We start from the raw sequence: 26,701 nt of genomic DNA on the forward strand, positions 1-26,701 counted from the left end.
TCAGAAGTCTGCAGCCTGTGAAGGCTGTAATGCTTTTGCGAACTTCTCTGTAATAAGTTGGGGACGTGTGATTGCACTGCCAACTACAACGGCATGGGCACCGAGTTCAAGTGCTTTTGCCGCTTTTTCAGGCGTGTCCATGTTGCCTTCGGCTATCACGGGAACAGAGATCACTTCCATCATCTTCTGCAGTGTTTCGAGCGGGATGTCTTCATCTGAATGTTCGGTGTAGCCCACAAGTGTGGTCGCCACGATATCCACTCCCGCCTTTTCCGCCTCAATTCCTTCCTCAACGGTCGAGACATCGGCCATGAATAGCTGCTCAGGATATTTTCCCCTGACCTTTGCAAAAAAGTCTGCGAAATGGCTGCCATCAGGCCGCCTCAGCTTGGTTGCATCCAGCGCCACAATCTCCATTCCTTCCTCAACCAGTGCATCCACCTCTTCCATTGTAGGTGTGATGTAGACACCACTATCATCAAAGTCCTTTTTTATGATGCCAATGATCGGAAGATCCACCTCCTGCTTTATCGCTCCTATATCTGCTACAGTATTTGCTCTTATCCCTTTGGCTCCCCCCTGCCGGGCTGCCAATGCCATTTTGCTCATGATATATGGACTATGTAACGGTTCTTCCTCAAGAGCCTGGCAGGAAACGATCAATGCATCTTTCAAACTTTGCAAATCAAACATTTTTTATACCACCTTTACAGTAAACGCTTTCACTGAATATATCATTTTGATACTTAGTTGTCAATATAATTTTATTTTTGATAGTTAAAAATCATTTAAAGGATCTGGTACGATTCAATAATAAAAACCTCCCAACCATTCAGGTTGAGAGGTCCATCCAAACTATCAGACATTCGTCCATTTCATATTTTCAAACATTTTATAGGGGTTCCTCAATCATACGCCTTCTCCTGGTACTCCGGATGGTCTTCATCCGGTATCACAAGGCAGTTGGCCGGATAGTTCACGCCGCTTGAGAAGCCCTCTTCCTCCTTGTATACGAGCAGCAGGTCCGCTTCAGGAATCGTCTGTATGATCGTATAGACGACCCCTTTATATTCGATGGTCCGCATGCCATTCACCTCCTTTTTCAACAGGCGCCCCTTAAGGCACTTCCTACGCCCTTCCGTAGATCAGCTGGACGACGCCCGAGTCATATCTGTTCACCTTCTGGAGATCGAGGTCGAGCCGATCTTCAATATCCTTGAAAAGCGGCTTACCCCGGCCGAGGACGGCCGGGTGGACGGAGAGCCGGTATTCATCGACAAGCCCAAGGTTGACGCATTTGGTGATCAGCTCAGCACCGCCGTACAGCCAGAGGTCCTTTCCTCCCTGCGCCTTCAGCTTCTCCACCGTCCCTCCAATATCATCGGAGAATGTCACATCCCCCTCCGTCCCCCGCTTTGAGCGTGAAAAGACGACCTTCTCCTTATCTTCAATCATCTGCATCATCTCTTTGTCGAGGTCGGACACTTCCCCTTCCGGAACATAGGATTTCCACAAGTCATAGCTCTTCCTGCCGAAGAGTATAGTGTCCACCGATTCGAGGAAGGCCGTAAAGTCCATCTCCGGATCCATGATGCACCAGTCTATTTCCCCGTGCGCCCCTTCAATGAAACCATCCAATGTTACAGCAAGGTCCAGTACCACGCGTCGCGCCATGGCAATCCCCCTTCTCTTTTGCCCCCATCATATCATATAGCGCTGTCACGCGGGTGTAACGGCCATGTCATTTTCGTAACGGATTCTTAATACCCTTTCCAATTGAAATCCGCTCAAAAGGGGGTATATATTAGGTGGCAATGAAACCTGAAAAACCCCATGTGTGTACATGGGGAATGATGGGAGCGCATGACCATGTCACAGAAGAAACGCTTCACAGAGATTGATGCACTGAGGGGGATCGCCGCCATTGCGGTCATCCTCTTCCACTACACGACATACTATGACGACCGGTTCGGCCACTTGAAGGATGGATACATCGACTGGTTCTGGTTCGGTGAATACGGTGTGCAGCTGTTCTTCATCATCAGCGGATTCGTCATCTATATGTCCATCATGCGGGCACGGTCGTCCTCCGACTTCGCCATCAAGCGGTCCATTAGGCTGTATCCGTCATATATGTTCGCCGTGGTCCTCACGTTCATCATCGTGTCGATGTCGGTGATGGATGACCTCAAGGTCGGATTCGGCGAAGCCCTGATCAACATGACCATGCTCCAGGACTTCTTCACCGGCATCGACCGGGTCGACGGCGTCTACTGGACACTGCGCGTAGAGCTGACCTTCTACGTGCTGATGGGTGTACTGCTGCTGTTCGGGAAGGCGAAGCACATCATGCCCGTCACACTCGGCTGGTTTGCAGCATCCGTGCTGATCCAGGTCGTCCACCGCACGGTGGATACGGAACTGACCTCGATCATCCGCGAATACTCCATCGCAAGCTTCAGCCATATGTTCATCATCGGCATGATGTTCTATGCCATCTGGCAGCACGGCCACCGGTTCAAATACCACATGGTGATGGCGATGGCGGTCATCTACGACATCTTTTTCCAGAGTGTCGAGAACGCGATGTTCACACTGCTGTTCATCGCCGTATTCCACCTGATACTCGCCGGCAGGCTGAAGTTCCTGAGTTCGAAGGTCTTCGTCTTCTTCGGCACCATCTCGTATCCGGTCTACCTGGTCCACCAGAATATCGGATATGTCATGATTAATCGGATGGAATCCTTCGGCCTCGTTCATGAGATTTATCTGCTGATTCCAATCGGTGTCAGCATACTGCTGGCATACGCCATCCACCGCCTCATCGAGCAGCCGAGCCACAATGCGCTCTACAGGCTGTATAAGGAGAGACGCGACGCATATCCGGAAGGCGCCATGCTGAAGCGGTAACCATCCCTTCCACAAAAAGAGAGATGTCATAGGCCCAGTGCCCATGGCATCTCTCTTTTCATGTTTTATTCCTCATCATACAAAGCTACACTTCAGCACCGTTCGAAGCGATGACTTTCCTGTACCAGTCGAATGATGCCTTCCTGCTCCGCTTCATCGTACCATTTCCTTCATTGTCCCGGTCGACATGGATCATGCCGTACCGCTTCTTCATTTCACCCGTAGTGAATGAAACGATGTCCATGATTCCCCATGGTGTATATCCGATCAGTTCCACACCGTCATAGTTGACTGCTTTCTTCATTTCCCTGATATGGGCGCTCAAATATTCCATCCGTGCATCATCCTGGATTGTTCCGTCCTCCTCAACATGGTCGACGGCACCGAATCCGTTCTCCACGATGAACAATGGAATCTGATAGCGGTCATAAAGACGGTTCAATACATAGCGCAGCCCGACGGGGTCGATCGTCCAACCCCAGTCACTGGCGCCGATGTATGGATTGTCGACCTCCTGCGGCAGGCCGCCACTCACGATGGCGCCTTTATGTTCAGTGGTGGTCTGGCTGTCCACCGTGGCGGACATATAGTAGCTGAAGCCCAGATAATCGACCGTACCGTTACCCAGTATTTCCTCATCTCCTTCAAGGATCGGGATATCCAGCCCTTCCCGTTCAAATTCCTTGAGTGCATACCTCGGGTATTTCCCCCGCACATGCACATCCGGGAAGAAGAAGCGCTGCCTCATGTATTCCTCGGCAAGCATCACATCCTCCGGCCTTGAAGAGTATGGGTAGATCGGGATATGGGAGACCATGGCCCCGATCTGGAATTCCGGATTGATCTCCCTTCCCTTTGCCACAGCGAGTGCGCTGGCGAGGAGCTCGTGGTGGCCCGCCGTATACATGACGGCTTTTGCATTTTCGCCTTCCTCTACAGTGACGCCGGAATTCGTCCAGAGGAAGATGGGGTTGCTGTAGTCCATCTTGTTGTTGATCTCATTGAACGTCATCCAGTACTTCACCTTATCCTTGTATCGCGCGAAGACGGTCTCGGCGAATTTGACGAAGAAATCGATCATCTTCCTATTTTTGAAGCCGCCGTACTCCCGCGCAAGATGCAGCGGCATTTCGAAGTGGGAAAGTGTGATGACCGGTTCTATGCCGTATTTGAGCAATTCATCGAAGAGATCGTCATAGAATGCGAGACCCGCCTCATTCGGTTCCGCTTCATCCCCTTTCGGGAAAATGCGTGACCAGGCGATCGATGTCCGCAGGCACTGAAGCCCCATTTCGGTGAACAGCTTCACATCACTTTTGTAATTGTTGTAGAAATCGACCGCTTCATGATTGGGATAGAACCGATCCGGCTCGATCGTCTCCGTAATCTCCCTCGGCACCCCGTGGGCACCTGCCGTCATGACATCCACGACGCTCGGACCCTTGCCGTCCTGGTCCCAGCCCCCTTCGAACTGATGGGCGGCAAATGCCCCGCCCCATTTGAAACCTTCAGGAAATGTATTCATATGAATCCTCCTATTCATTGTCAGCACTCATTACTTGTTTGAGTTCATTATAATTGTATCGATACAATTAATCAAGTAATATATAATTTCTATAAATCAGGAAAATACGGCTCAGGGATGATATAATACAGGATGAATATACGCCCGATGAAGGCATGTTGCAGGAGGATGAAAAGATGCTGAAATACCAGAGGATCGCTGAAGATATGGAACAGTACATCGTCGACAATGAGTTGCGGCAGGGGGACAAGCTCCCCGTCCTTGAAGACCTCAGGAAGAAATATGAAGTCAGCAAGAGTACGATCACGAAGGCACTCGAACTGCTCGAAATGAAGGGCATCATCTACCAGGTGCGGGGAAGCGGCATCTTCGTGAGAAGGCACAGGAGGAAGGGCTACATCAACCTCGATGAGAATCAGGGCTTCAGATCCGGCCTCGACGACTTCCAGCTTACATCGGAGGTCCTGGGACTGGAGGTCGTGACACCTTCAGAAGAAGTCATGGCCAACCTGTCGATTTCGGCAGAAGAGCCGGTCTATCAAGTGAAGCGGCTCCGCTTCATCCACGGACAGCCGCTGTGCATTGAGGAATCATATTACAAGAAGTCCGTCGTCCCCTTCCTGAATGAACAGATCGTCTCCGAATCCATATTCACCTACCTCAGGGAAGGATTGAAACTGAAGATCGGATTCTCGGACAACTTCTTCCATATACGCAAGCTTGATGAAGATGAGGCGGAACTGCTGTCACTCGATGCCGGTGATCCCGCCCTGTACTACGAATCGGTCTACCATCTGCCGAACGGGGAGCCATTCGACTACTCGAAGCTTGTATACAATTACCAGGAAGCCCAGTTCTACCTGCAGATCAACAGTTTTTGATGCAGTCGCGGAAGTCCTAGGGATGTTTACCTCACACTAAACTCAGCCATAAAAAAGTGCACCTCTTTGTTGGACATACTCCAACAGTTGAGGTGCACTTCATATTTTTAAGATGGGTTTCTACATATCTATCCTTCTCTACCGAGCATCTCCAGGAAATGCGAAACGAACGCTTCTGCATCAACACCCAGGCAGACATTCACGTTCGGTTCCCTGCCGAGGAGATTGTTGAAGTCGCACACCGTCTGCCCATAGTTGAGCGGACTCACCGTTTCGACATCGACATGGTGTTTCTCGGTCTTGAGGAAGTTATTGTTCAGTACATAACCGACAGTCAGCGGGTCGTGCAGTGCACAACCGTCGAGGTTGAACTTCTCCTTGCTGAAGGCGCGGTAGACTTCCGTCGACTGTTTGACGAAGTCATGATACTTCCTGCCTTCGAGCCTCTTGATGTCCCGATTGGACAGCAGCGTCTGCTTCGTCACATCGAGGCTGACCAGCGTCGTTTCGGCCCCGCTGTGGAAGACGATCTGTGCCGCTTCGGCATCGGTATAAATGTTGAATTCGGAGTTCGGCAGCTTGTTGCCCCGCCCCATTTCGGATACCAGCCCGCCCATGATGACGACTTCATCAAGCCATTCGGAGAGCTTTGGCTCCTTCCGGAATGCCAGTGCCAGGTTGGTCAGCGGCCCAACGGCGATCAGCGTGACTTCTCCAGGGTGCTTTTCCGCCTGTTCGATGATGAAGTCCGCTGCGAACTGTTCTTGGCACTGGTTGCTGTAGCTGAAATCATCGAGTGCATTGCCGATGCCGTCATCCCCATGGATATGATGGACATGTTCTGATGTCTTCATCAACGGCCGGTCTGCACCAGGGTGGACGGGCACGTCCGCCCTGTCAGCCAGCGACAGCACCTTCAGCGTATTTGCATTCACCATCTCGAGCGGCACATTGCCGTTCACCGTCGTGATGCCGAGCACATCGAGCTGCCTGCTTTCCAGTGCATAGAGGATCGCCAATGCATCATCCACCCCGGTATCGACGTCCATGATCACTTTCTTCATATGTATCCCTCCTTCACCCTAGATTATAACAGACGACCCGCTTTTTCTTTCCATCCATCCCCCGTACTGTGCTAATATGCATGATGTATATCGAATAATGGAGGTTCATGTTATGAAAAGAAAAATGATGATGGCAGGACTGGCATCTGCGCTCCTGCTTTCTGCGTGCGGCAATGGGGATGAAGCCACTGACGCTGCTGAAAATGAAGACCCGGCTGCTGCGGAGGAAACTTCAGGCAGCGGACAAGTGGATATCACCGCTGAACAGCAGCAGTCCCTTGATGAGAAATTCAACGGCATGGCGAATGATGCGTTCATCGATGCCATCGAGCCGCAGAATGCGGACTACTCCGAGATCACCATCACAGTGAGTGAAGAAGCGGCCTCAATGAACGGCGACGCCCTTCGAGGCAAGATGCAGGGCATCGGCGAATCCGTTAGAAGCGGCACGGCAGGCATCCTCCACGACGGTGCGGATGACAAGCTGCCCCTCGTTGAATTCGAGAATCCCGAGGGCGAGATCATTGCACATTATGACAGCCACGAGCGGGATGCAGGTCTGATTATGAATTGACGCCACACAGTAAAGTGGACATACATTGAATGTATGTCCACTTTTTTCGTTGATCCGATTGTTATTGCCTCTGCTTCGCCCAGTTGATGATGCCGCCGGCGAGCATGAGGTCGAGATGACGTTTCGTCATGCTGTGCTTGACGGTGATTTCTTCACCGGAGTCTTTCAGTTTGACTTTGAATGTGTTGCCGTCCTGGATGGCCTGGTGGACATTCCTGAACTCGATGACATCCCCTTCGTCAATCTTCTCGTGGTCTGCCGGATCTTCGAATGTCAGCGGCAATATGCCGAAGTTGATCAGGTTCTGCAGGTGGATCCGTGCAAAGTCCTTGGCAAGCACAACTTTCAGGCCGAGGTAGCGCGGCGCCAGCGCCGCGTGTTCGCGGCTGGAGCCCTGACCGTAGTTGTTGCCGGCTACGACCATGTGTCCGCCTGAATCGCGTTTTCCTTCAGCCCGTTCGGTGTAAGTGTCGTCGACACCTTCGAAAACGAATGTACTGATCTTCGGTATGTTGCTTCGGAAAGGCAGCACTCTCGAGCCGCCGGCGAGTATTTCATCGGTGGAGATGTTGTCGTCCATCTTCAGCAGTACCGGCATGTCGAAACTGTCTTCGATCGGGTCGAAGTCCGGGATGGTCGAGACGTTCGGTCCCTTCACGATTTCGATGTCGCTGGTGTCTTCCGGTGGATCCTCGAGCATCTTGTTCGTCTTGATAGCTGCGGCTTCCGGTATTTCCGGATAGTCCATATCGAGTGTCCGTGGATCTGTAATGACACCTGAAAGCGCAGAGGCAGCTGCGGTTTCAGGACTGCAGAGGAAAACCTTGTCCTCTTTTGTTCCCGAACGTCCCGGGAAGTTCCGCGGTGTCGTCCTCAGACTGTTCTGATCCGTCGCCGGTGCCTGTCCCATACCGATGCAGCCGTTGCAGCCTGCCTGGTGCAGCCGCGCACCGGAAGACAGGAGGCTTGCGATATGCTTATTGTCCACCAACTGCTGGAGCAGCAGTCGCGATGTCGGGTTGATGTCGAAGGAAATACCATTGGCAATCTGCTTGCCTTTGACGATTTCCGCTGCGACCGCAAAGTCCCGGTAGCCCGGGTTCGCGGAAGAACCGATGTATGACTGGTAGATCTCCTCTCCTGCAATCTCTTCGACCGGTACGACGTTATCTGGGCTGGTCGGCTTCGCAATCAGCGGCACCAGTTCAGACAGGTTGATCTCCTCGTGATCATCGTATTCCGCGCCTTCATCCGCCTTCAGTTCAACCCACTCGTCTTCACGTCCCTGGGTCTCCATGAAACGCTTCACTTCATTGTCAGATGGGAATACCGATGTCGTCGCACCGAGTTCGGCACCCATGTTCGCAATGACGTGCCTATCCATTGCGGAAAGGTCATCGAGTCCTGGACCGTAATATTCGATGATTCGGCCGACACCGCCGTTCACCGTATGGCGGCGGAGCATCTCGAGTATGACATCCTTCGCGCTGACCCAGTCCGGCATCTCCCCGGTCAGCTTCACACCCATAATACGGGGCATCTCGATGTAATACGGCTCTCCCGCCATCGCCATCGTCACGTCGATGCCGCCGGCGCCCATGGCCAGCATACCCATGCAGCCGTTCGCACATGTATGGCTGTCCGAGCCGAGCAGCGTCTTGCCGGGTATCGAGAGCTCCTGCATATGCACAGGGTGGCTGACCCCGTTGCCCGGCCTGCTATAGTGCACGCCGAACTTCTGTGCCGCACTCCTCAAGAACAGGTGGTCATCCGGATTCCGGTGATCATCCTGTATGAGGTTGTGGTCGACGTATTGTGCGGATACTTCCGTCTTCACCTTATCTATCCCCATCGCTTCCAGTTCCAGCATCACCATCGTGCCCGTCGCATCCTGCGTCAACGTCTGGTCGATCTTCAGACCGATCTCTTCACCAGGCTTCATTTCACCCGATACGAGATGATCCTGAATCAGTTTCTGAGCCACATTCAATGGCATGTTCCCTTCCCCCTTATCGTATTTTATGGCATTATGCCTAAAGTGTGTCTTATACTTACTATTGCACTAAACGGGGGATTGTAAACTGAATATCAGGACTTTAATATCTGTAGAGGATGAGACACCTCAACTTTAACGGAAAAATGCTCCGGGACAGCAAAGTCCCAGAGCATCATACAATAACCTATTCTTCCCGCTTCCAATGTTCCGGACGGTCATGTGTGACATACGTACCGGCAATGAGATCGTGGATTCCGCGCTTGTCGCGCCTCAACCCCACCATGAAAGCGGAGACGATCAGCGCAATCCCGAATGTGATGGTATAGAGGAAGCCCCCGAGGACTTCCCGCAACACCATCGTCCAGAGTCCCACATTCGAACCATCCATCTTTACGATTCTTATATCAAGTACACGCTTGGCAATCGTATAACCATACAGGAAGACCGGCACCAGCACAAAGTACAGCATCGCCATGACGCTCTCCGCCGTCTGCACTACCTGACTGCCCGTATCGAGCTGGAGCACGAAGATGAGCGTCCCCACCACCATGCCGACCAGCAATCCATCCAGCAGCCGTGCTGCAAGTCTTACCCAGAACCCTGCTATGTTCGTCATCTGTAAACCTCCATACTATTTCTCTTTTACCCATTGTAGCACTGCGCGGCAGTCGAAGGATATATATTCACATAATAAAAACCACCGCCCCACCTGCTGGAGCTCCAGCAGGTGAAACGATGGTCATGATGTTCAAGGAAGCCGACAGCGAGAATCGAACTCGCATCGCAGCCTTACCATGGCTGTGTTCTACCATTAAACTATGTCGGCACAATCCAGATATGTATTGGGAAAATATCCAAATTGATTATAGCATACCCAAGTCATGATATTCCACCGGCCCCCTGAACTTTTTATGATATTTTTACCCCTTCCAGCCATTCCGTTACAAGAATATCAATTCATCTTCCCGTGTGGCTTACCAAAAAAGAAGGCCAGAAAAAAGAAGCCCCGATCAGGAAACTGGAGCTTCATTACATATCAGAAACTGTCGAGGTCGGTATCAGGTTCCGGTTGGGACATATCATTGATTTCCACATCTTCTGGCAGATCGAGCGTATAGCGTCCGGCCGAGTGTTCAATGTCGCCGTCATACTCAAGCAGCTCATACACCATCTGGTGGCCCTCCTGAATCATGACTTCTTTAAGGATCAGGCCATTTTCGATATTAAGGTAGACATCGAGTGCCGTACCACCCGTCTCCTCATTCGGTGTGAAGGCGATATGGTGGCCTGTATATCCGGCGATTTCCACAGTCTCCTCGAGCGCCATCGTATGGCTTTCCTGATAGCTGCGGAGCCGGTTGCCGATGGCACTGGAAGGACGGCCCGTCATGTCTCCACTATGCATCGCATCACTGACGTATGCCACTGCGTCTCCTTCTGAGTATTGCCATGTCTTTTCCCCGTCGCTCACATAATACTGTACAGGCAGATCTTCAGTGTGTACTTCCCGGCGGACGAAACTCTTGTCATCTTCCGTATGGTACCACTCCTTCGTTTCGGACATCTGCGTCTCCTCCTGATATTCCATGGTGACGCGGGTATGGAGATAGTAGTTGAGATTCTCTCCAGCCCGAGCCTCCACCGCATCGACGATCGATTCGGCTGTCATCGACTCCAGTGAAATGGAGGACTCTTCCGTCTCCTCCGAAGGGGCACTCGCTTCTTCCTCCGTCACTTTTTCAGTTGTCCTTTCAGGTGGGGATTCTTCCTCTTCATTTTCCTGCGTGCCGCAGCCCGAGAGATAAAGGATTGCTACAATCAACATCAGCCATCGTTTGTACATACAGCACCTCCCCTCCAAATACTTCCTCTTATCATATACCCTCTCTGATCCAGCCCCGCACATCAATAGTGTCAAATAAAAAAAGAGCAGTTCTCATCTGCTCTTCATCACACCAGCCGCCCGTTCCATATGGAGGTGCCCTTCTGCTCTTCGTATTCCGATTCTCCCTGAAGACGTCCGGACTCCACTTGACGGAACAGCTGCTCCTGCTTGCGGAAAAGGGTGATCGCACGCTTCCTGTTTGAGACGATGATGGATTCATATTGATGGGCCAGTTCAGCCATTCTTGCTTCGATGGCATCCACTTCCATCTCGGCACTTCGTTTCTGTACTTGTAGATGCCGTTGCCCAAGGATGCAGTCGGTGATCATCCATGTCAGTCCGATGCCGCTGCTCAATGCGACCAGGAGGAGCATTCCCACGAGCCCAAAATCCAGGCCGAGATACAGTATATGGGCGAATGCCAGCAGAACAGCCGCGATGACTGTCGCTGCTGCACCACGCATGAAGCTGCCGCAGAAAGCCATGAAGTTTCCCTTTTCCACCAGACATTTCAGCATCGGAAGATTCCGACAGGCGGTCTGCCTTCAGGTTTTCATACCATCGCAGCGTATCTTCATACTGATGACTCAGATCATTGTCATGGTAGGCAAAGAGCCTTTCTTCATAATACGCTATGTTCTCCTGGCAGACGTCGATTTCATTTTCGATGCGCCTCAATGCTTTTCCAATATGCTGACCAGCTGCATACTGCGATTGAACTTTATGGACCACGACATTCTCCCCCATGATGTATGTACAAGTAATTTTACCCATTCAATACATTATAGGGTATTTTATCGTAATTGCCTATCATATATTTCCGAAAAGGCGAAGAAAATGAAAAAATAAAGGGGATTATACACCTCACCCTCTCTTTCTGCATGAAGAAGCCCCTCCATGCACCATGTGCCGGAAGGGCTTCAAATTCGGTTATTTTATGATCATGCTTTCAAGATCCCTCGGATATTCCGTGATGATTTCAGCACCCTCCTCCGTCAGTACGACGGTATCGGAGTGTCTGAACCCGCCGACGCCCGGGATATAGATGCCCGGTTCGACGCAGAATACCATGCCTGCTTCGAGTACAAGGTCGTTGTCGAAGCGGAGCGATGGCTCTTCATGCTGGCCGATGCCGATTCCGTGGCCGGTGCGGTGGGAGACGTAGGCGTCGTACCCCGCTTCCTTGATGACGTCGAGGGCCGCCTGGTTCACGGCCTTTGCGGTGACGCCCGCCTTGATGAAATCGAGCGCGGCGAGGTGCGCCTCCAGCATGACGTTGAATGCCTTCTCCTGTTCCTCCGTCGGTCCGCCGATGAAATATGTCCGTTCACATTCCGCCCGGTAGCCGTTCAAACCGACTTGACGGCTGTGTATGATGACATCACCCGTCTCCAGTTTCCGTGTATTAGAGAATACATGGGGCATGTTCGTCCGCTCGATGCCAGACGGCGACATGACAAAGTAGTCCAGCGTGGAGTCGGTGTTATTCTTTGAAATCTCTTCAAAGAGATATTGGTTGCCATGGTAGTCGATCTCGAGCTCCGACTTGCCCGCTTCCGATTGCTCGAGCGTGTGTTTCAGTGCCCCGGCGACAAGCTTGCCGGATTCCTTGATCATTTCTATTTCTTCATCACTCTTGATAGATCGCATCCGGACGATGTCCCCTTGAATATCAATGAGGTCGTGGTCCTTCTCCTCGATGCTTGAGGCAAGTTCAGCCGGCAGCGCACCGAATTCGATGCCCACCTTGTCACCTTCAATACCGTCCATCACTTCGTCGAACAGCGCGTGGTAGTCCGTGCTGCCCCGTCCTTCAACTTCATGGTAGATGTGGAGCGCTGCATCCGTCTTCTCACCAGCATGCTTCTCCTCAAGCGAAGGGATGATCAGACTCTCTTTCTTCTGTTCCACGACCATGATGATCGGCCGGGAATAGGTGATGGCCTTGAGACCGCTGAAGTAGAACTGGTTCTCGAAGTTGAATATGACGGCGGCGTCCAGGTTCTTTTCTTTCATGATCTGCCTGAGATTGTCCACTCTTTTTGCCCTATCCATTCTCAGGCACCTCCTTCATTTCATTATGCTGTCCTTTTGTAAGCAGTGTCACGGCAAACAGGACGATGAACGCAATCGGTACTGAAATCAGTGCCGAATTGATGCCTGTCGACTGTACAAAGAAGAATTCCCAGAACAGTGTGGAGACGAGACCTGAAGCCATTGATGCGAGACCCGCCGGTTTCGTAACTTTCGGGAACAGGAAGACTGCGAGCAGCGCCGGTGTGATGCCTGCGCCATATACCGTATATGCATACATCTGTACGGAAAGTACGGTCGGGAAGTACATCGTCAGCATGAATGCTATGATGCCGAGTATCGGAATCAGTACCCTTGTATAGACCAGTCTTTGATGGTCATCGATGTCCTTCTTCAAGTACTTGCCGACGAAGTCGTAGACGACGCTTGTCGCAGCAGACAGCAGGTACGAGTTGCCCGTCGTGACGATGAATGCCGTCAGCGCAGCAATCAGTATGCCGCCGATGACGACTGGCAGCACACTCGTGATGGCGATAAGTGCCATGCCCGGTTCAATATCCGGGAACATGGAGCGTGATATGAATGCCAGGATCGAAATCACCGGTGTGACGATGATCAGGCCGATAATCCAGCCCGCTGTACCCAGCTTCGTAGATTTGTCGTCCATTGAAGATGACATCCGCTGATAGATGTTCTGGTCACCGAGCAGCAGGAAGAGCGTCGGGATGTAGTACCCCATCAGCTGCAGGAAGCTCAGTGAACCCGTAGCGCTCAAGTGACTCTCCGGCACGTTGGATGTGATTTCACTCCATCCGCCGCCTGAAGATAATGCGATCGGCAATGCGATAATCAGACCGAAGATGACCAGGAATGCACTGAACGCATCCGTCGGTGCCACGGACATCAGTCCGCCGATGCCTGCTAGGAATATGATGATCACTGCAGCGATGATCGTTCCTGTGCCTACCGGTATGCCAAGCGAGATGTTGAGTATGTAGGCGAGACCCTGGTACTGGTAGGAGACGATGCCCACGAAAGCGAGTATGATGATCAGGGCTGCAAGCAGGCTTGCCACCTTGCCATATTTCACTTCCAGTATTTCAGCTACCGTATATTTTCCGTAATGTTTGATCTTTGAAGAGATGAGGAAGATCGTCGCGATACCGATGAGCGACGGCAGCGTCGACATCAGTGCCGGCCATATCCCGAATGAATACGCCAATGAGTTCTGTCCACCCGTCACGGACCCGCTTCCGACCCAAGTTGCAAGCAGCGTCCCCATCAGGACGACCGGTCCCAGTGACTTGCCGGCGAGTATGAAGTCCTCGCTCGAACTGATCTTCTTGGAGTAGTACATGCCGAGCAGCAGCATGAATACACCATAACCTACTACAAACCATATGAGTATGGGTTGATTTGAAAATTCCATTGTTTTCCCCCTGTGTTTGGATTGTGTCCTTAATCAACCTAACATATTGAAATTTTCATTTCATCTTCTCATCCGGAAAAAATTTCACAAATCCTATAATATCAATTGATACGACGACAAAGTAAAAATTTTCAGTAATATATTATTTCATGTATATACAAGGTATTATGTAAAAATTAAAGCATCCTGACACTCTGGTTTCCAGATGCCAAGATGCACTCACTTCAATATTCAGCTTCCCTACTCACTCCACCAGTATATCCCCATCCTGTACACCCACAATTTGATGTATTCACTGTACCAGACATAGAAGCCATCGCCGCCTTCATGCCATCTGCCATCCTGGAAGGGCAGCGCCGATATATATTTGAAGTCGAAGCGGCCATCATTCAGCTTGTCATAGATGTACTTGGTGCGTTTGATGTGCCAGTCGCTCGTAACGATGAGCGCGGAGTCCATATCGCGTTCTTCCATGATGTCCATGGTGATGGTCGCATTAGTGTAGGTGCTGATCGCTTCGTACTCCAATATCAGTGCTTCTTCGGGGATTCCGTATTCCATTGCGAGCGCCGAACTCTGGTTGAGGTCGCCGGACTCGACGACCGGAGTGATCAGGACACGATCTGCATAACCTTCGTGGTAGAGGTGGGCGGCCTGCTGCATCCTGGATTCTTCGCCGCCCCCAAGCATCACGATCAGATCACTCTCTACAGGCTGATCCGTATAGCTGTGGTCAAAACTGTCTATGATGGATACGACGATCAGCATCAATGAAATGCAGAACAGAATGATTAAGATCCTTATTTTCATATGTCCTCCTCGCCGGGCAAATGATGCAGGCGCATCCTGTTGTCCACCACCAGTCCTTCCAATCAGAACTGCATTCCAAAGTCCTGTCGTGGAATGCAGTGCGCTGTGCTAATATTTCTCTTTTATCGCGTTCTGTGGTGTACGGTAGGCTGGGAAGAAGTCCGTTTCCCTATAGATGCCCTTCTTTCTGCACAATGCATCATACACATCCTGGTTCCACACTTTTCTGCCGATGTGGAAATCAAACTCGGTATGGCTGGAAAAGCGTTTCTTGAACTTGAGTACGGAATCCTCCGCATCATTTGAAACGCCACCCCCGTAATGGACCAGTGAGAAGCTATTTGCCTTCGCCCAGTTCATCATCGTGTACTTCAGGAGGTAGGCCGGTGAATGATGAAGGTACTCGGCCAGTGTACCGTTCAGATGGTCATGGATGATGTCATCAGACATGAAGTACAGCCCCATGGCGATGATCTTACCCTCGAAGAACACACTCGTCGTGAGCAGTTCATCCCCGAACTGCCATTTCAGCCTTTCGAAATATCCACGATCGAAATAATAGTAGTCCGTGGCATGATGACGATCCATCGTATCGTTGTAGATTTCGATGAAGTCTTCAATATCCTCGAATTTTGCGGCCACCAGACAGGAGAACCTGTCATCCTTTATCAGCTTCCTGACACGCCTGCGTGCCGTTGCATTGAACTCGCTCTGGAATACATCGTCGTAGCTCATCAGATCGGTCCCTACAGTCTTCCTCAAATACTGCACATCATAGATGCTTCTGAATGGCTCCTGGTTCTGGAAGACTGGATGGAACCTTACGAATTCAGATACGATATTGTGCCTTTCACAATACTCCACGAGCGTCTTTTCGAACACTTCCACAAGCCTGTCCAAATGCGTGTATTCATGGATAATCGGTCCCCCATATCCGTAAGGGGTGACCAGGTCATAATATTTTTCACCATCAACTTCAATGCCGATTTCCCTTTTGATGGCGCTGTGGGTGATGTGGCCATATTCGCATTCGACTTCAATGAAGACCGCTTCCCCGTGTTCTATCAGTTCGTTGACTTGTGCATATCCTTCAGTAAAGTATATGTCCTTATTCACTGTACGCCCTCCATTAGGTAGATTCGCATCCCCGGCGCCCTTGGCACCATGGAAATCATGCAAAGAGCTCGTGTGTCAGTATGCGTTCCCGGCACAGCTCGATGACCCGGTCTATTTCTTCATCAGTCATCTTCGTATCCGATGGAAGGCAGATGCCATGTTCGAAGAGGTACTTCGAATTGTCTTTGGCCATAGTGAAATAGGCAGCGCCCTCGAACAGCGGCTGCAGGTGAAGCGGCTTCCACACCGGTCTTGCTTCAATGTTGTGTTCTCCAAGATACTCGATCAGTTCCTTGGCGCTGATGCCCAGCTTTTTAGGGTCGATGAGCATAGTGGAAAGCCATCTCGTATGGTAGGACCCCTCTATTTCCGGCATGAATTCAATGCCATTCATATCATCAAGTCCCGCCACATACTTGTCGAAGATATTGCGCTTCTGCTGGATGCGTGTTTCCAGCACTTCCATCTGGCCGCGTCCGATTCCTGCACACACGTTGCTGAGCCGGTAGTTATATCCAACCGATTCATGCTGGTAGTGTGCGGCCGGCTCCTTGCTCTGGGTCGCCTTCTTGAGCGCTTCTTCGATGAGCACTTCATCGTTGGAAACGATCATGCCGCCGCCGGACGTTGTGATGATCTTGTTGCCGTTGAACGAGAATATGCCGAACTTGCCGAAGGTGCCGCTCATCCTGCCCTTGTAAATTGCACCGAGGGATTCTGCCGCATCCTCTACAATCGGTACACCATACCGCCGGCATATCTCGCTGATTTCATCCATTCTCGCAGACTGGCCGTACAAGTTGACCACAATGACCGCTTTCGGCTGTTTCCCTTGCATCCGATAGTATTTCAGCGCCTTCTCCAGTGCTTTCGGGCACATGTTCCAGCTGTCCATCTCAGAATCGATGAAGACGGGTGTACCCCCCCGGTAGAGTATCGGATTCGCACTTGCCACGAAGGTGAGTGAGGAACAGAGCACGAGATCTCCCTGCTCCACCTTCAGCAGATCGAGCGCAAGATGGATGCCCCCTGTACCGCTGGCAAGCGCGCACGCTGCCTTCGATCCTGTAAATTCCTTGATCTGATCTTCAAATATATTAACATTTTCTCCCAGTGGTGCAATCCAGTTCGTGTTGAATGCCTCCTGGACATACTTCCTTTCCGTACCGCCCATATGAGGTGATGACAAAAGAATTCTGCGCTGAGACATAACCTGGTCACCTCTCCCCTTAATTGAATTATTTTGCGCGTTGACCCCCACATCATGCAGCTTCCCGACAAAGCTTATGATGCGTCTTCTTCATCCAACCTCTTTCTCTCTATGATTGGTTATTTTATTGTGACGCTTTCTGCTGTCCGGCTTACGCCTTCTGGTACTCCGGATCCGTGTCGTCTGAAGCACCGAGTGTATTATAGAAATCGAGCACCTTCTGCTGGATCAGTTCACGGTCGAAGTGCTCTTCGACGAATTTCCTGGCGTTCTCCCCCATCTCACCCCGCTTCAATGGATGGCGGATCATGTCCTCAAGCCCCTCCTTCAGTCCTGCCGTATCATTGGTCCACACGATGAGGCCGGTCTGATCATGTACGATCGTATCCTTGACGCCAGTCGAATTGAACCCGACTACTGGTACCTGCATCGCCTGGGCCTCTATGCTGACCGTCCCGAACCCTTCTCGGTATGTGGGGAATGCAAATACATCCATCATGCTGTAGTAGTATTCCGGTTCATTCGTATAGTCACAGTGGATGATCCGCTCATGCCCTTGGATGATCTCCACATTTTCAGGCAGGATCGGATCACCGTCCTCGATGTCACCGACCAGCAGCAGCTTGATGTTCCTATACTTGTAGCTCAATTCGGTGAACGCCTCGACAAGTTCGTTGGTCCCCTTGTCCTTCGTGATGCGGCCCATATAGCCGATGATGACATCATCGGGCTCAATACCCAGATCCGCCTTCATCTGCATGAGGCGCTGCTGCTCGACCGCCTCCGGCCGGAAACGCTCCAGGTCGATGCCGTTTACACTCCCTTTGCCGAGCCTGACGACCTTCTCCTGGTCCACAAGGTTTCTGCGGACCATCTCCTCTTCCAGGCTGTCGGATATTATGACGGTGTGTGTACTGAGCTTGCATGTCAGCTTCTCCGTCGTCTGCAGGATGACCTTCTTCAAACCGGTCACCGTTTCAAGACGCAGCCCCCATTGTGCATATATCCGGGTGTCCGTGCCGTTCAGGTAGCCGGCAACCATGCCGAGCAGTCCCGCCTTCGGCGTACTGAAGAATATGATATCCGGATCCTCCGCCTTCAGATACTTGTAGAGGGAATACAGGGTCGTCACATCCCTGTATGGACTGATTTCCCGTTCGAATGGAATATGTTTGAGCTTGAGACCGTCGTATTGCCTTTCAGGATCATTGTTGCATACCACTTCCACCTGATAGCCGTTCTTTTCGATGAAATGCACCTGCTCATGGAGGAATAGGGCACTCATGGAGGAAGTGACACCATGAATCAATTTCTTCTGCATAAGCTACATCTCCAAACCCCTGTTTTTTTGGCAGCCGCACCCGTGGGCTACCCGATTGATGCCTAAGGGACCTCTTTTACCGGCATCCCCTGACGGTTTTTTTCTTTCTCTTTTGCTGCATACGTCCAGATGAGGCCGAATGCCACGATGATGATATAGAAGATCTTGAACCTGTGCCTGAGTGCCGTGCCTGCATTCGAAATGCCGAACCCGAAGATGAACCATATTACGGCGATACTGAGCAGTATGACGCCGAGTATCGGGCGCTTCTTGATGAGCGCATAATTTTTGACGAATACGGCAAGCGCGAAGAGGTAGAATACCCCATCGAGGAAAAAGGCGATCAGATCGTTGAAGTTCCTGATGGTCCACGGCATCGGCGAACCGATGAAGTAGAAGACCTTGACTGGTGAGAATAGAAGCATCTGATAGATGTTGTCGACCATCAGCCCGCTCAAATAGGCGCTCTCCCCGATATCGTCGGTAAAAGCTTCGTAGATGTTGTCATTGTTCCGCTGCACCTGATCGATCTTGTCGTAGATCGGCAGTGCAGATATGCTTTCCGGATAGGCCAGGACATAAGTCACGGCCATCGTGAATATGGCGAAGGGGATGATCGATTTCAGTGTGAACCTGAACGCCTTCTTGTCATGCTGGTAGAATATGAATCCGAACAGGTAGCCGAACATCACCCCGCCGATAGCCGTATGGAAGGAGGCCCCGATCAGAACGAACACGATGCTCAGAACTGCACTGCTCCATTCCCTGTACTTGAACCATCTGACGAAGCTGTAGAGGGAGAGGGCCACCATCAGTGTGATGATCGCCTCCCGCATCAGTATGCTTGAGAAGATGAGCGAATGCGGGAAGAAGGCCATGACTGCAGTCAGCACAAGCTGTATATCGTTCGGTACATCAAGCATCCGGAATATCTTTATGACGACGATGATGGCCGTCATCATCATCAGTACATTAAGGAATTGGACGAACACCCGGTCATCCCCATACATATGGAAGATGAGGGCCAGGAACTTCGTATACAGTCCCCCATACATCTCTGCACCCATCAATGCCATACGTTCACTGATATATTGCGCCGTCTTATAATAGTTCTCTGAGTCGACCCCGCTGTGCGGGAGGTCCGGCACCCTTTCCTTCAGGTCATAAAGCACCATCCCGAGCCGTACCAGGAACCCCGTGTAGATGATCACGAGGAACTTCGTATACTTCAGGTACAGCAGGAAGAACAGCAGGATGGACGTAATGACGATGAAGAAAACCGTCATCAATGTCGTATCCGTAATATGGGCCCTGAACAGGTAGCCCAGAACCAAATATGCAAGTGCAACAAGCCAGATGATGAACATGTCCCCCGCCTCCTAGGAACGAACTTTATATTTCCAATGGTGGATCAGCACGCCGATCTGGCCTGCAGCCAATATCAGATACGTAAGGATTACCACAATGAATGCACCGGTCAGACCGTATGGAACGATGATGACGAATGATAATATGACTGCTGCGATGAAAGTCGTGCCTTGCAGCAGCACTTGCAGATTGTAGATGTTGAATATGCTGAGTGCCATCTCGAAGAGCTTCGTGTATACGGTGAAGATGAGCAGGATGCCGAGGAGCAGGATTTCAGTCTGATACCCGTCAAACCGCTCTCCGTATACGAGCACGAGCAGGTTGTTGCCGAATGTGAGCAGTATCGCCTCGCCCACGATGATGAGGATCAGGAATATGCCGCACAGCTTGAGGAATGAACGGTAGAACTTAGCTGCACTTTCCTCCGCCTCCTTCGACAACCCCGCCACGACACTCTGACTGATGGCGACGACGATGTTGTTGGTGATGATCACGAAATACATGATTGTTGCGAAAATACCGAGAGTCTCGACACTGTGGAAGTATTCAAGCGCATATCTTGGAATGTTGGATACGAGCGAATTGAGCAGTTCCACGATCGAAAGGCCGAGCCCGAGAATGAAGATATTCTTGAACTCCCGCCACCTGATGCCGAGCTTTGCCCGCTTTTTGGAAAATGAAAATCTGCAGTCATACACATAGTAGATGAGCATCTGTGAAATGAGCAGACTCAATATCGCCATCAGCAGGGAGTCGAAGATGAACACCGCTGCTGCAAACAGGACGATCGAGACGATGCTTTTGTATATCTTCGAATAGGCGAGAAAACTGATTCTGGCCTCCGCTATATTTTCTGTATAGATGAAGTCCTCCTTATTCTCATAGAACTTGAAGAGTACGAATATGAAGAGGCATAGGCTCTCATATATGTTCAGGTCCACAAACAGCAGGACGAGCAGTGATCCGATGATGAACCCGTAGTTTGCAAGGTTCCTGAATTCATGGAAGATCACATAGTCATATGACAGCTTCTTCTGCGTCGGCACCAGGACGATGAGCATGAACCGGCTGAACAATACAAGCGGGGCCGTCAATGCAAGAAAATATGAGAACAGCCCCACTTCGTAGAGACCGAGCATCCGTGTGATAAGAATCACCTGCATCCATTGGTTGAGTGCAAACAGCAGGGTCCCTACGATGTTCAGGATTTTAGCTCGCATTTTCCTGTCCTACTTTTTCAGGCTGCAGATTTTCCTGTCGGACGAACTTGATGATCCGCTCCTTCATTTCATTCTCATCGATGGACAGGAATGATTTGATCTGCGCCTCTATGAGACTGAGTGAGGATTCGGAGACCCGGCCCCGGTAGATCTTATCGTAGACCTGTTCGGGATGGATCTCATTCTCCTTCAGGAGTTCCTCATAAAGCTTCTCACCCGGCCTTATGCCGACGAATTCGATGCCAATCTCATTCTCAGTGAAGCCGCAAAGCCTGATCATGTTCTTGGCCAGGTCGACGATCTTCACAGGCTCACCCATGTCGAGCACGAATACCTCACCACCTTCAGCAATCGTACTCGCCTGGATGACGAGCCGTGACGCTTCCGGTATGGTCATGAAGTAGCGTGTCATCCGTGGGTCGGTGACCGTAATCGGTCCGCCCGCCTGGATCTGCTTCTTGAACTTCGGCACGACGGAGCCACGGCTTCCGAGAACGTTTCCGAACCTGACTGCAACAAGTGTCGTATCCCTGCAGCCCTTGTCCAGTGCCTGGACGATCATTTCTGCCATCCGCTTCGTCGCACCCATGACGTTCGGTGGGTTGACCGCCTTGTCCGTTGAAATCATGACGAACTTCTTCGATTTGAAATGACATGCGGCTTCAGCCGTATTCTTTGTTCCGATGACGTTGTTCTTCACCGCTTCACGGGAGTTGTACTCCATCATCGGCACATGCTTGTGTGCTGCTGCATGGTAGACGATGTCCGGCCTGTACTTCTCGAACACTTCAAACATGCGCTGCCTGTTCTGTACGTCGGCGATGATCGGCACGTAGCTGATATTGTCGTCCTTCTTCTCCAGCACCTCTTCGAGTATGGTATAGATGCTGTTCTCACCATGCCCGAGAAGCAGGATCTGACGCGGATGGAACTTGGCAATCTGCCGGACGATCTCTGATCCGATGCTGCCCCCGGCGCCTGTGACGAGGATGGTTCTGTCCGTCACCTGCTCCTCGATGCCTTCGATGTCGAGCTGCACCGGTTCCCGTCCAAGCAGGTCTTCCACCTGCACCTGCCGCAGGGCATTGACTTCCAGCCTGCCTGAGAGTACATCTCCGATATTCGGCATGGTCAGGACGTCCACACCATCCAAGTTCGCGAGTGCATGGATTTCCCTGAGCTCCGTCTTGCTCAATGAAGGGATGGCGATGACGATTTTGGTGATGTCATATTTCTTCACCAGCCGTTCAATGTTATTCCGGTTTCCTTCCACCCTGACACCGCCGCAAAGCTCCAGATTGTACTTGAAGGGATCGTCATCCACCACAACAATCGGATTCATTCCCATCGTCGGGTGGTCCAGCATCTGCTTGATGAGGATCGATCCGCCTTTTCCGCCTCCGAAGATCATCGTACGCGTCATCTTGGTTTCATGTGATCTCCTGCCATTCAGTTCATAGATGAGGAGCTTCCACGACAGCCTTGATCCGCCTATGAGCAGCATATGCATCATCCATGTCACGAGCATCAGCCGGATGAACGTGCTGTCGAACAGCAGATAGATCAGGATGGTCGTCGCCAATATGGAGGCACTGACCGCCTTTGTGACTGAAATCAGCTCCCTGACGCTCGCATACTCCCATGCCCTGTGATAAAGGTTGAAGATATAGGCGAAGAGATGGTGGTTTACAAGCAGTACGACTGCGGTGACGCCCAGTACAGTCAGCGAATAATCTGAGAAGAATGGCATGAGGATGTAGTAGCCGATGAACACTGAAAAAGTAACGATCAACGAGTCGACAAACAGAAAGAGAAAATAACGCTTTTTAGCACCCATAGTATCCTCTTCTTTCCTTTTAAAATACCCTTATTCAATTGTTTGATGATGCACCCTTTTAACTTCTTCCGACCTTTTTTGTGCAATTCCGCCCTGACCTCACCAGGTGGAACCGCGCGTTCTTCCTAATAAATTCATGTTTTCCTACCCAAACGCTTTCCCTTTGTCGAACGTCTATTCAATACGGTCAATGGTCATTGTGTAAAATAGTGCTTACCCGTTTTCAACCACCCCCTTTAGATCCTGAATGGCTGCACCCTTGTAGTCATTCAGGACGATCCGTGTCTGCCTGGTGCATTTCAGTTCTCAGTGACCGCCTCCGTGTAGTAGTAGGGTTCGCTCGAACTCCGCTTCTCCTCACGGTTGTTCAGGACCACTCCGATGATGTTCGCACCGGACTTGTCCAGCAGATCCTTCGCCTCAAGCAGATGATCACGGTTGTTGTTTTCGACATCGGTGATGAGTATCACACCATCCGCGTGACTGCAGAGCAGCTGCGAATCCGTTACCGCAAGCAGCGGTGGAGAATCGATGATGAGCATTTCATACTGGATCGATAGTGCATTCATCACCCGCCCCATGCTTTTCGATGCCAGAAGCTCCGCCGGGTTCGGCGGGATCGGTCCGGCAGTCATCAGGTCAAGATTGTCGAACTCAGTATGAATGACCATCTCCTCCGGCGGCACATCATTTATGATTGCTTTTGAGAGACCGTTCCTGTTGGTCACTTCGAATGTGTAATGGGTCGTCGGCCGCCTCAGGTCCCCATCGACCAGCAGCGTCTTCACGCCTGCTTGCGCATAGGCAATCGCCATGTTGGCCGCAACCGTCGACTTGCCCGCACTCGATATGGCGGATGTGAAGAGTACCGAACGGATTGGGTCGTCCACCCCCGAATACATGATGTTCGTCCGCAGCGTACGGAACTGCTCACTTGCAGTCGCATGCGGCTGTCTGGCAACGATCGTCTTTCTCGGTGTCATATCCTCTTCCTTATGCGTCTTCTTTCTGTTCATGAAAGCTCCCCCTTAATTTCAAAGCTACTTAATCTTCAATCCTCGTAATGGACCCGACCACAGGCAAATCGAGAATATTTCGTACTTCACTTTCATTCCTGACCGACTTGTCGAAGTGATCCCTGGCGAATGCCAATATCAAGCCGAGCATCAGTCCGGAAAACAGGCCGATTGCGATATTGAGCAGTGGCTGCGGTGATACAGGTTCCATATCCGGACCAACACTCGCCGGTGCATAGATGGAAAGGTTATCGACATACATGATATCAACGATCCTCTCCTGGAAGGCTTCCGCAATTTCATTGGAAATCGCCACCGCTTCCTCCGCCGACTCATCAATCACCCGGATGGAGAGGACCTGTGACTGTTCCTGGTTCGTGACTGAAATCCGCTTGGACAGCTCCTTCACCGTCTCATCCAGTTCAAGATTGGTGATCACGTCCTCAAGGATCGTCCTGCTCAGCATGATTTCCCGATATGTGTGGATCAGCTGCAGGTTGGTTTCGATATTCTCGGAATCCACCACTACAGCATCACCCGGTGAGCTGACGAGCATCTGTGTTTCCGATTCGTATTTCGGTGTCATGATAAAATAGGTAACAAGTGCAGCGAGAACACCCACTACAACCATTGAACCGATGATCAGTGCAATATTCTTCTTGATGATCTCGAGCGCCTTGTCAATGTTTACTGACTCTTCCATACCATCCCTCCCCCTAATAAGGAAACTTTATCTCTTTATATAAGTTTGCAACCAATATAACACGAATTTATAATTTTTGGAATATTCTGTTTGCTATTATTTCAATTCAATTGTAATTTTATACCTGTACAGACAAATAATTTACAGCCAAAACATTCAAAATTTGAGTAATAAAAATGCCATTCACACGGGTTGAAACCGGTACAGAAGGCATTCTCATCTCTTTATCGAACGGATCAGCATGAAGCTTTCAGCATGCTCCGCACATATTGTCGTCCCCCGCACCATGGACAATGCACGGATTGCCTCAAGGGACCTCGGGTGTGGATAATCTTTAAGTTGTGAGCCATAGCATTCCATCGCCTTGAGCTTTCGCTCTATCGTTCCGGAAATGTCCACATAGACATTCGGCATGAATGCATTGTCCATGGTCGGCGTATTCCACTCCGTTTCAGACAATGTCTCATAGACCAGTATTTCACGCAGATTCGGCACATTGAACGGGCGGAGGGCCACCATCGCGGCATAGGTCGTCTCCGCGTGGTCGAAATTCATATCCCCCTTATGCGGCAGGAAGACGATCTCCGGCTGCACCTCTATGACGATTTCGTGGAACTTCGCATTGATCTCTGCAGTCGGTGTATGGCGGAGGGCGATCATCGGCAGTTCCAGGAAACGGACATCCTTCACACCGAGTACCGCATGTGCCGCCCGTGCTTCCGCCTTCAGCGCCTCCACCTTATCCGGCTCCGGCCCACTGGTCACTTCGCATATATATACGTCGTGCCCCTTACCGGCATACTTCGCTATGGTCCCGCCTGCTCCCAGTACCTCATCATCGTTGTGTGGTGCAAACACCAGTATGTTCATGATCCCCACATCCTGTCATTTGAATTTATTGCCATCAATGAACTGCACATCCTCATCCGTTTCGTAGTCCTCGATCCGCAGTATCCCGTCCGTACAAAGCACATCGATCGATTCTGAATCGGAACGGATGATCTGCCCCGGTATTCCGATATACTGTGTATTCGGTTGCACACTCGCCTGCCAGATGATGACCTTGTGCTCCTTGTAGAAAGAGAATGCCCCTGGGTAAGGCCGCGAAGTCGCACGGATCAGCCGGTGGATTCCTTCAGCAGAATCCACCCACTCTATCCGCCCATCCTCCGGTGTCCGCTTCAGCAGATACGTTGCCCTGGAATGGTCCTGCCTGCGCGCCTCCACACTGTCCGTCCTCACCTTCTCCAGCACCCGCCCGAGCATCTGCCCGAGCGCTTCATTCGAAGCATGATACACATCAGCAGCATAATCCAACTCGCCGATCATGTAGGTCTCCTGGTCGACGATGTCCCCGGAATCCATCCCTTCATCGATGAAGAACAGCGATGCCTTCGATTCCTGTTCACCCAGGAGCACGAGCCATGGCAGCGCCGCCCGCCCCCTATACTTTGGCAGTGCCGTCGGATGATAGCCGATGACACCTTTCCCCGCAGCACCTATGATGTCTTCCCTGATAAGCTGGGAAATGCCCACGACAAAGATATAGTCCGGCGCAATTGCACGGATCTGCTCCACCACTGACGCATCATTGATGTTCTTGAATGTCATAGAAGGAATATCATTCTGTTCCGCAAGAACAGATAGATTCACATACCCCGAGACATTCTCCGAATACTTCTCATCCAGTCCGAAGACCATTTCAGGCGGATAGTCATGCCTGACCATTTCTTCAAGTACAATCCTGCTTGACTCGACCGACCCGATCAGGATTGTTTTAATCTCCTCCATCTTCCCGTCCC

At 51.1% G+C, this 26,701-nt stretch carries 25 protein-coding genes and 1 tRNA gene; 3 read left to right on the forward strand and 23 right to left on the reverse strand.

Annotated features, from left to right (window positions below; genetic code table 11):
- The 3 genes from EDC33_RS04855 to EDC33_RS04865 all read right to left on the reverse strand — a co-directional run bounded on the left by EDC33_RS04855 (position 1) and on the right by EDC33_RS04865 (position 1,674).
- Positions 1-693, reverse strand: coding sequence for an N-acetylmannosamine-6-phosphate 2-epimerase (locus EDC33_RS04855; protein WP_124010358.1), 693 nt, complete (start codon positions 691-693; stop codon positions 1-3).
- Positions 694-905: 212 nt separating this feature from the next.
- Positions 906-1,085 carry a hypothetical protein gene (locus EDC33_RS04860; RefSeq protein ID WP_040104852.1) on the reverse strand — a complete coding sequence of 60 codons (180 nt, stop codon included), beginning with the start codon at positions 1,083-1,085 and terminating at the stop codon, positions 906-908.
- A gap of 43 nt (positions 1,086-1,128) precedes the next feature.
- Positions 1,129-1,674, reverse strand: a complete 546-nt coding sequence (locus EDC33_RS04865; RefSeq protein ID WP_124010359.1) for a dihydrofolate reductase family protein — start codon at positions 1,672-1,674, stop codon at positions 1,129-1,131.
- A 195-nt stretch (positions 1,675-1,869) separates the two neighbouring features.
- On the opposite strand from EDC33_RS04865, the gene EDC33_RS04870 reads away from it, so the two are divergent.
- The gene (locus tag EDC33_RS04870) at positions 1,870-2,910 is read left to right on the forward strand and encodes an acyltransferase family protein (RefSeq protein ID WP_124010360.1); all 1,041 of its coding nucleotides are present in this window, start codon (positions 1,870-1,872) and stop codon (positions 2,908-2,910) included.
- Positions 2,911-2,995: 85 nt separating this feature from the next.
- On the opposite strand, the gene EDC33_RS04875 is transcribed toward EDC33_RS04870, so the two are convergent.
- Positions 2,996-4,435: a 6-phospho-beta-glucosidase gene (locus EDC33_RS04875; protein ID WP_124010361.1), complete on the reverse strand. Its 1,440-nt coding sequence runs from the start codon at positions 4,433-4,435 to the stop codon at positions 2,996-2,998.
- 176 nt (positions 4,436-4,611) lie between these two features.
- Here EDC33_RS04875 and EDC33_RS04880 point away from each other — a divergent pair, with 176 nt between their 5' ends.
- Positions 4,612-5,316: a GntR family transcriptional regulator gene (locus tag EDC33_RS04880; RefSeq protein ID WP_124010362.1), complete on the forward strand. Its 705-nt coding sequence runs from the start codon at positions 4,612-4,614 to the stop codon at positions 5,314-5,316.
- Positions 5,317-5,444: 128 nt separating this feature from the next.
- Here EDC33_RS04880 and EDC33_RS04885 read toward each other — a convergent pair whose 3' ends face one another.
- Positions 5,445-6,380 (reverse strand): nucleoside hydrolase, encoded by a 936-nt coding sequence (locus tag EDC33_RS04885; protein ID WP_124010363.1) that lies wholly within the window; start codon positions 6,378-6,380, stop codon positions 5,445-5,447.
- A gap of 112 nt (positions 6,381-6,492) precedes the next feature.
- On the opposite strand from EDC33_RS04885, the gene EDC33_RS04890 reads away from it, so the two are divergent.
- On the forward strand, positions 6,493-6,954 hold the full coding sequence (locus EDC33_RS04890; RefSeq protein ID WP_124010364.1) for a hypothetical protein: 462 nt from the start codon (positions 6,493-6,495) through the stop codon (positions 6,952-6,954).
- Between the two features lie 61 nt (positions 6,955-7,015).
- On the opposite strand, the gene EDC33_RS04895 is transcribed toward EDC33_RS04890, so the two are convergent.
- The 18 genes from EDC33_RS04895 to EDC33_RS04980 all read right to left on the reverse strand — a co-directional run bounded on the left by EDC33_RS04895 (position 7,016) and on the right by EDC33_RS04980 (position 26,690).
- Positions 7,016-8,950: an aconitate hydratase gene (locus EDC33_RS04895; protein WP_124010365.1), complete on the reverse strand. Its 1,935-nt coding sequence runs from the start codon at positions 8,948-8,950 to the stop codon at positions 7,016-7,018.
- Between the two features lie 184 nt (positions 8,951-9,134).
- Positions 9,135-9,566 carry an RDD family protein gene (locus EDC33_RS04900; RefSeq protein WP_124010366.1) on the reverse strand — a complete coding sequence of 144 codons (432 nt, stop codon included), beginning with the start codon at positions 9,564-9,566 and terminating at the stop codon, positions 9,135-9,137.
- 139 nt (positions 9,567-9,705) lie between these two features.
- A tRNA-Thr gene (locus EDC33_RS04905) sits at positions 9,706-9,776 on the reverse strand.
- A gap of 210 nt (positions 9,777-9,986) precedes the next feature.
- Positions 9,987-10,793, reverse strand: a complete 807-nt coding sequence (locus tag EDC33_RS04910; RefSeq protein ID WP_124010367.1) for a LolA family protein — start codon at positions 10,791-10,793, stop codon at positions 9,987-9,989.
- A gap of 107 nt (positions 10,794-10,900) precedes the next feature.
- Positions 10,901-11,353 (reverse strand): hypothetical protein, encoded by a 453-nt coding sequence (locus EDC33_RS04915; RefSeq protein WP_124010368.1) that lies wholly within the window; start codon positions 11,351-11,353, stop codon positions 10,901-10,903.
- Between the two features lie 412 nt (positions 11,354-11,765).
- A complete protein-coding gene (locus EDC33_RS04920; RefSeq protein WP_124010369.1) occupies positions 11,766-12,890 on the reverse strand; it encodes a M24 family metallopeptidase in 1,125 nt (374 codons plus the stop codon).
- Positions 12,883-14,298, reverse strand: coding sequence for a sodium:solute symporter family protein (locus tag EDC33_RS04925; RefSeq protein WP_124010370.1), 1,416 nt, complete (start codon positions 14,296-14,298; stop codon positions 12,883-12,885). Before EDC33_RS04925 ends, EDC33_RS04920 begins: the two co-directional genes overlap by 8 nt.
- A gap of 240 nt (positions 14,299-14,538) precedes the next feature.
- Positions 14,539-15,108 carry a YdcF family protein gene (locus EDC33_RS04930; protein WP_124010371.1) on the reverse strand — a complete coding sequence of 190 codons (570 nt, stop codon included), beginning with the start codon at positions 15,106-15,108 and terminating at the stop codon, positions 14,539-14,541.
- A 108-nt stretch (positions 15,109-15,216) separates the two neighbouring features.
- A complete protein-coding gene (locus EDC33_RS04935; protein WP_124010372.1) occupies positions 15,217-16,224 on the reverse strand; it encodes a GNAT family N-acetyltransferase in 1,008 nt (335 codons plus the stop codon).
- A gap of 55 nt (positions 16,225-16,279) precedes the next feature.
- The gene (locus EDC33_RS04940; RefSeq protein ID WP_124010373.1) at positions 16,280-17,434 is read right to left on the reverse strand and encodes an aminotransferase class I/II-fold pyridoxal phosphate-dependent enzyme; all 1,155 of its coding nucleotides are present in this window, start codon (positions 17,432-17,434) and stop codon (positions 16,280-16,282) included.
- 151 nt (positions 17,435-17,585) lie between these two features.
- Entirely contained in the window at positions 17,586-18,755 is a 1,170-nt protein-coding gene (locus EDC33_RS04945) for a glycosyltransferase family 4 protein (RefSeq protein WP_124010374.1), read from the reverse strand.
- 62 nt (positions 18,756-18,817) lie between these two features.
- Positions 18,818-20,122, reverse strand: a complete 1,305-nt coding sequence (locus EDC33_RS04950; RefSeq protein WP_124010375.1) for a hypothetical protein — start codon at positions 20,120-20,122, stop codon at positions 18,818-18,820.
- Between the two features lie 12 nt (positions 20,123-20,134).
- Complete coding sequence (locus EDC33_RS04955) at positions 20,135-21,343, reverse strand: lipopolysaccharide biosynthesis protein (protein WP_124010376.1); 1,209 nt, start codon at positions 21,341-21,343, stop codon at positions 20,135-20,137.
- A complete protein-coding gene (locus EDC33_RS04960; protein WP_124010377.1) occupies positions 21,333-23,180 on the reverse strand; it encodes a polysaccharide biosynthesis protein in 1,848 nt (615 codons plus the stop codon). The genes EDC33_RS04955 and EDC33_RS04960 overlap by 11 nt, the downstream gene beginning before the upstream one ends.
- 299 nt (positions 23,181-23,479) lie before the next feature.
- Positions 23,480-24,196: a CpsD/CapB family tyrosine-protein kinase gene (locus EDC33_RS04965; protein ID WP_124010378.1), complete on the reverse strand. Its 717-nt coding sequence runs from the start codon at positions 24,194-24,196 to the stop codon at positions 23,480-23,482.
- Positions 24,197-24,224: 28 nt separating this feature from the next.
- A complete protein-coding gene (locus tag EDC33_RS04970) occupies positions 24,225-24,899 on the reverse strand; it encodes a YveK family protein (RefSeq protein ID WP_124010379.1) in 675 nt (224 codons plus the stop codon).
- Between the two features lie 216 nt (positions 24,900-25,115).
- Positions 25,116-25,769, reverse strand: a complete 654-nt coding sequence (locus EDC33_RS04975; RefSeq protein WP_124010380.1) for a PIG-L deacetylase family protein — start codon at positions 25,767-25,769, stop codon at positions 25,116-25,118.
- A 15-nt stretch (positions 25,770-25,784) separates the two neighbouring features.
- On the reverse strand, positions 25,785-26,690 hold the full coding sequence (locus tag EDC33_RS04980; RefSeq protein WP_229716629.1) for a methionyl-tRNA formyltransferase: 906 nt from the start codon (positions 26,688-26,690) through the stop codon (positions 25,785-25,787).
- Positions 26,691-26,701: the final 11 nt, after the last annotated feature.

This window comes from Salinicoccus roseus (genome assembly GCF_003814515.1).
Lineage (GTDB): Bacteria > Bacillota > Bacilli > Staphylococcales > Salinicoccaceae > Salinicoccus > Salinicoccus roseus.

What these genes read in the sequence shown, in the direction of transcription:
- EDC33_RS04855 (WP_124010358.1), bottom strand. Translation starts at nt 693, where the DNA reads ATGTTTGATTTGCAAAGTTTGAAAGATGCATTGATCGTTTCCTGCCAG.
- EDC33_RS04860 (WP_040104852.1), bottom strand. Translation starts at nt 1,085, where the DNA reads ATGCGGACCATCGAATATAAAGGGGTCGTCTATACGATCATACAGACG.
- EDC33_RS04865 (WP_124010359.1), bottom strand. Translation starts at nt 1,674, where the DNA reads ATGGCGCGACGCGTGGTACTGGACCTTGCTGTAACATTGGATGGTTTC.
- EDC33_RS04870 (WP_124010360.1), top strand. Translation starts at nt 1,870, where the DNA reads ATGTCACAGAAGAAACGCTTCACAGAGATTGATGCACTGAGGGGGATC.
- EDC33_RS04875 (WP_124010361.1), bottom strand. Translation starts at nt 4,435, where the DNA reads ATGAATACATTTCCTGAAGGTTTCAAATGGGGCGGGGCATTTGCCGCC.
- EDC33_RS04880 (WP_124010362.1), top strand. Translation starts at nt 4,612, where the DNA reads ATGCTGAAATACCAGAGGATCGCTGAAGATATGGAACAGTACATCGTC.
- EDC33_RS04885 (WP_124010363.1), bottom strand. Translation starts at nt 6,380, where the DNA reads ATGAAGAAAGTGATCATGGACGTCGATACCGGGGTGGATGATGCATTG.
- EDC33_RS04890 (WP_124010364.1), top strand. Translation starts at nt 6,493, where the DNA reads ATGAAAAGAAAAATGATGATGGCAGGACTGGCATCTGCGCTCCTGCTT.
- EDC33_RS04895 (WP_124010365.1), bottom strand. Translation starts at nt 8,950, where the DNA reads ATGCCATTGAATGTGGCTCAGAAACTGATTCAGGATCATCTCGTATCG.
- EDC33_RS04900 (WP_124010366.1), bottom strand. Translation starts at nt 9,566, where the DNA reads ATGACGAACATAGCAGGGTTCTGGGTAAGACTTGCAGCACGGCTGCTG.
- EDC33_RS04910 (WP_124010367.1), bottom strand. Translation starts at nt 10,793, where the DNA reads ATGTACAAACGATGGCTGATGTTGATTGTAGCAATCCTTTATCTCTCG.
- EDC33_RS04915 (WP_124010368.1), bottom strand. Translation starts at nt 11,353, where the DNA reads ATGCTGAAATGTCTGGTGGAAAAGGGAAACTTCATGGCTTTCTGCGGC.
- EDC33_RS04920 (WP_124010369.1), bottom strand. Translation starts at nt 12,890, where the DNA reads ATGGATAGGGCAAAAAGAGTGGACAATCTCAGGCAGATCATGAAAGAA.
- EDC33_RS04925 (WP_124010370.1), bottom strand. Translation starts at nt 14,298, where the DNA reads ATGGAATTTTCAAATCAACCCATACTCATATGGTTTGTAGTAGGTTAT.
- EDC33_RS04930 (WP_124010371.1), bottom strand. Translation starts at nt 15,108, where the DNA reads ATGAAAATAAGGATCTTAATCATTCTGTTCTGCATTTCATTGATGCTG.
- EDC33_RS04940 (WP_124010373.1), bottom strand. Translation starts at nt 17,434, where the DNA reads ATGTCTCAGCGCAGAATTCTTTTGTCATCACCTCATATGGGCGGTACG.
- EDC33_RS04945 (WP_124010374.1), bottom strand. Translation starts at nt 18,755, where the DNA reads ATGCAGAAGAAATTGATTCATGGTGTCACTTCCTCCATGAGTGCCCTA.
- EDC33_RS04950 (WP_124010375.1), bottom strand. Translation starts at nt 20,122, where the DNA reads ATGTTCATCATCTGGCTTGTTGCACTTGCATATTTGGTTCTGGGCTAC.
- EDC33_RS04955 (WP_124010376.1), bottom strand. Translation starts at nt 21,343, where the DNA reads ATGCGAGCTAAAATCCTGAACATCGTAGGGACCCTGCTGTTTGCACTC.
- EDC33_RS04960 (WP_124010377.1), bottom strand. Translation starts at nt 23,180, where the DNA reads ATGGGTGCTAAAAAGCGTTATTTTCTCTTTCTGTTTGTCGACTCGTTG.
- EDC33_RS04965 (WP_124010378.1), bottom strand. Translation starts at nt 24,196, where the DNA reads ATGAACAGAAAGAAGACGCATAAGGAAGAGGATATGACACCGAGAAAG.
- EDC33_RS04970 (WP_124010379.1), bottom strand. Translation starts at nt 24,899, where the DNA reads ATGGAAGAGTCAGTAAACATTGACAAGGCGCTCGAGATCATCAAGAAG.
- EDC33_RS04975 (WP_124010380.1), bottom strand. Translation starts at nt 25,769, where the DNA reads ATGAACATACTGGTGTTTGCACCACACAACGATGATGAGGTACTGGGA.
- EDC33_RS04980 (WP_229716629.1), bottom strand. Translation starts at nt 26,690, where the DNA reads ATGGAGGAGATTAAAACAATCCTGATCGGGTCGGTCGAGTCAAGCAGG.